Source organism: Gammaproteobacteria bacterium, from assembly GCA_013696315.1.
GTDB lineage: Bacteria > Pseudomonadota > Gammaproteobacteria > JACCYU01 > JACCYU01 > JACCYU01.
Genome location: JACCYU010000068.1, coordinates 1 through 3,153 on the forward strand (window position 1 = coordinate 1; position 3,153 = coordinate 3,153).

Genomic DNA, 3,153 nt, shown 5'->3' on the forward strand with positions numbered 1-3,153 from the left:
CCCTACAGGCCACCGACCTCGACGGGAAGTTCGACTTCCAGGTCACCGTCAGCGGCGGCGGGATCTCCGGCCAGGCCGGGGCGGTGCGACACGGTATCACCCGCGCACTCATCGCCTACGACGAAGGTCTCAAGGGTGTCCTACGGCGCGCCGGTCTTGTGACCCGAGACGCCCGCCAGGTCGAACGCAAGAAGGTCGGGCTGCACAAGGCTCGGAAGCGGCCGCAGTACTCCAAGCGATAAGGCCTGCCGGGACGCCGCGTGCGCGCCTATCCCGGCCGCCGCCCGTGAGAAACTTGGGGGATCGTCTAGCGGTAGGACTACGGACTCTGACTCCGTCAACCCTGGTTCGAATCCAGGTCCCCCAGCCAAATCTCAGATTTCGCCGAATTGGCCGTCTTCCCCGCCTCACGGCGGCCGACGATCGCGGTGGTTTTCGCCAACAAATCAAACGGTTGCCGGAAGGTGGCGACCACTTCGCCGTGCTCCCAGGTGCAGTTCGATAGTACAAAGTTGAGCAGGCGGCGTTTTTGGCGCGGTTCCTGGCGCTCGAACAGGCGTTGGGCGTTCTGCGCGAGTTCGAGAATCTCGATGCCCTCGTCCATGTAGGACTGCTCGACGGACTCGTACCGCTCGATCTCGCCCAAGTAGCGGTTCTGCTCCGCGCGCCACTCGGCAGACATCTTGTCGAAGAAGGGGGTGTCCACACGCCCGTCGAGCTTGTCGAGATACATGGCGTTGATGCGGTCACCGAGCCGCTTGTGTTCGGCTTGGAGCCGCCGGATCGCCTCTTCGTGCTCGCGCCGTTCATCGGCATGGCTGGCGTGCAGCGCTTCGCGCACCCAGGCCAGCACCTCGTCGTCGAACTGGAGCCGGCCGAGCAGCGCGGTGAATTGGCTCTCTAGCACCTCCTCGCGCACATAGCGGCGGCGGCAGGTGACCGGGTTGCTTCTGACACTTATCGGGGTAGCCGGTGCAATGGTAATAGACGTAACGCTGCTTCTTGATCTCGCCGACGACGGAGCAGCCGCATTTGGCGCAGGCAATCAGGCCTGAGAAGGCGAAGTCGTGCGTCATGCGGTGGTGCTTCTTGGCGAAGCGGCCGTCCATCACGCCCTGCACCCGCTCCCACAATTCGACCGAGACGAGCGCCTCGTGCTTGCCCTGGATCAGCTTGCCGTTCCACTCGAACTGGCCGGTATAGAGCCGATTGCGCAGGATCGAATGCACCGTGCTCACCGGCACCTTGACGCCGCTCTTGCGGTAGACGAGGCCCGCATCCCGCGCCTTGCGCGCCGCTTCTTGGAGCGAATATTGGCCGGTCGCGTACCACTCGAACAGCTTCGACACGATCGGCGCGACATCGGGGTCGGTGGCGATGATCCTCTTTCCGTCCGGGCCGGCGACATTGCGATAGCCGAGCGGCGTCTTGGTCGGCCAGATGCCTTGCTCGGCCTTCTCCTGGAGGCCCTTGCGCGCTTCCTCTGACAGGTTGTCGATGTAGTTCTTCGCCATCAGCACCTTGATGCCGTGCATGAACTTTTCCGAGGAGCGCGACTTGCGCGACAGCACCGCGCCCTCCTTGGGGAAGTGGATTTCGACCTCCAGCTCGTCCACCGTCACCCAGTCCTTGAGGTTGCGGTAGAGGCGGTCCGTTTTCTCGACGAGCAGCACCCGGATCGCCGGGTGCGCTTTCAAATAGGCGACCATCTCGCCGAACGCGGCGCGGCCGGTCTGTTTGGCCGTCTCCACATCCAGGTACTCCTGCACGATCGTGAAGCCCTGCGCCGCCGCATACTCCTTCAGGAGCTTCAGCTGCGCGGGGATCGAGAAGCCCTCCTTCTCCTTCTCCTGCTCCTTTGAGGAGACGCGCGCATAGATCACCGCCTGCTTGCGGGTATCGGAACTTGCGGTGGGTTTCAACGCCTTAGCCATAGTGTTTAGTGTAACCTAAACAAACTCCGATCGCAAGCGGCGGATGCGCCAAGACATTGCGCTCCTTGCCCGCGCGGATCAAGCCGGGAACGCCCAATATCCAGCCTTCCACCTGCGCGTGCGAGCGCTCGGGGCGGCGTCAGGTCGGTATCGAGCAGGCTGCCATCGCGGGCACGGAGGGTCGGTCCAGCCGCCCGGGTAGCAGGGCGAGGGGCCGCAGACGTCGGTCACTGCGCCGGCCGGCGCGAGGAAATCGGACATCTGCTGCTCTGGATCGCCGGGATGTTCCAGAGCGCATCGACAGTCCGGCCAGCGTCCGGGGTCGAGCATCGGCGTGTGCCTCACGGCCGCGGGCCTCGATGTCGGCTGCCCATTTGGTCACATGGTGGTCGCCGAAGGCGACGTTCATCAGCACCTTATGTTCAGGCGTGTTCGGCAGCGGGTCATCGGTCATCCCGTGGGCGTAGCCGTTTGCCTCGACACAGTCCCAGAGCATCTGGATCAGCGACAGCGGCAGCGACCGAGCCAGCTCGTTCGGGTAGGCCGGATCAGAGGAAGTTCGCGAACCCGTCGAAGTCAACCGACGCGGCAGCAGGCGGCAGCAGGTAGTGTCTCTCAGTTTGGAAAGGTCAAAAGCGATATAAGGACTGGCATGCTTATACGGAATTCTTCTAACAGGCCAGGCGGGAGCCGCCGATAAGGGATATCGGAAAAACTTTCAACTGAAACAGGGACAACTCCTACCGATCAAGCGAGGGACACGTTCTCTTCACACCCGCCATGGTACTTTACTAACTCTTTGAAATCATGGGCGGAGTTGTTAGGAAATACACGATAAGTATAGAACTTGCCTGTATGAGGGCCTTGACAGCAGACGGAGAACCTTCCTATAGTTCACAGATCTTTTATATGTCGGGCCAGGCACGCCCTTGAACGACGAGCATAAGCGTAAGGATTCATGGTATGTCTACATTACTGTCAGTGTCAAGGACATATTTCACAAAATAGCTGTGAGCTATGTCACTTGCATATGGTAATTCAAGCCCGTTTACTATAACACACTGCCTTGAGGATCACCTCAGAGAATGCAAGAACTAAGGAACCTCTGAACAAGTAACCAAGAATGGTTGGGGAGTGCGCATACGAATCGATTTCAGGCGGAAAAGCAGCCGTGAGGTCTGTTTTTCATCGTTCACGGGGCCATTTTCGCCCCGTTTGG

The 3,153-nt window shown here is 60.7% G+C and carries 2 protein-coding genes, 1 tRNA gene and 1 pseudogene; 2 read left to right on the forward strand and 2 right to left on the reverse strand.

Annotation, left to right across the window (positions count from 1 at the left end; translation table 11 throughout):
• Both rpsI and H0V34_03855 read left to right on the forward strand, forming a co-directional pair.
• Nucleotides 1–242 (forward strand): 30S ribosomal protein S9 (rpsI, locus tag H0V34_03850; GenBank protein ID MBA2490861.1); only part of this gene is annotated, 242 nt, incomplete at its 5' end.
• 54 nt (nucleotides 243–296) lie between these two features.
• A tRNA-Gln gene (locus tag H0V34_03855) sits at nucleotides 297–370 on the forward strand.
• On the opposite strand, the pseudogene H0V34_03860 reads toward H0V34_03855, so the two are convergent.
• Nucleotides 338–1,880: pseudogene (locus tag H0V34_03860) on the reverse strand (recombinase family protein). The gene H0V34_03855 and the pseudogene H0V34_03860 sit on opposite strands and share 33 nt — an antisense overlap.
• A gap of 193 nt (nucleotides 1,881–2,073) precedes the next feature.
• Nucleotides 2,074–2,430: a hypothetical protein gene (locus tag H0V34_03865; protein MBA2490862.1), complete on the reverse strand. Its 357-nt coding sequence runs from the start codon at nucleotides 2,428–2,430 to the stop codon at nucleotides 2,074–2,076.
• Nucleotides 2,431–3,153 lie beyond the last annotated feature (723 nt).

Excerpts from the sequence above, each read along its gene's own strand:
- H0V34_03865 (MBA2490862.1), bottom strand. The coding sequence starts at position 2,430 with ATGCTCTGGGACTGTGTCGAGGCAAACGGCTACGCCCACGGGATGACC.